1 protein-coding gene is annotated in these 313 nt (G+C 42.2%); it reads right to left on the bottom strand.

Annotation, left to right across the window (positions count from 1 at the left end):
• Positions 1-25: 25 nt before the first annotated feature.
• The coding region (locus tag ACT3RM_RS18260) for an IS66 family transposase (RefSeq protein WP_444511563.1) at positions 26-313 on the bottom strand (288 nt) is incomplete at its 5' end.

Genomic DNA, 313 nt, shown 5'->3' on the forward strand with positions numbered 1-313 from the left:
GTAAGCGCGCATTTAAGCAGTGCGCTTAGCTATAATCGAAGTCTAGCTGCACATTCCACGGCATTAGGTCGGTAAAATCATCATCACCCACATCTCGATTCGGCAACGTTTTAAATAAATGCACAAAGTAGTAATACGGATTGATGTCATTAGCACGACACGTCATCACAATACTATAAAGTATCGCGCTGGCCTGAGCACCATTAACCGATTTTGAGAATAGCCAGTTTTTTCTACCAGTGGTAAACGGCCGAATATCTCGCTCAGTAATATTATTATCAATCCCTAGTTCGCCATCTTCACTATACCGCAT

The organism is Pseudoalteromonas sp. AOP7-A1-14 (assembly GCF_052376275.1).
Taxonomy (GTDB): Bacteria; Pseudomonadota; Gammaproteobacteria; order Enterobacterales; family Alteromonadaceae; genus Pseudoalteromonas.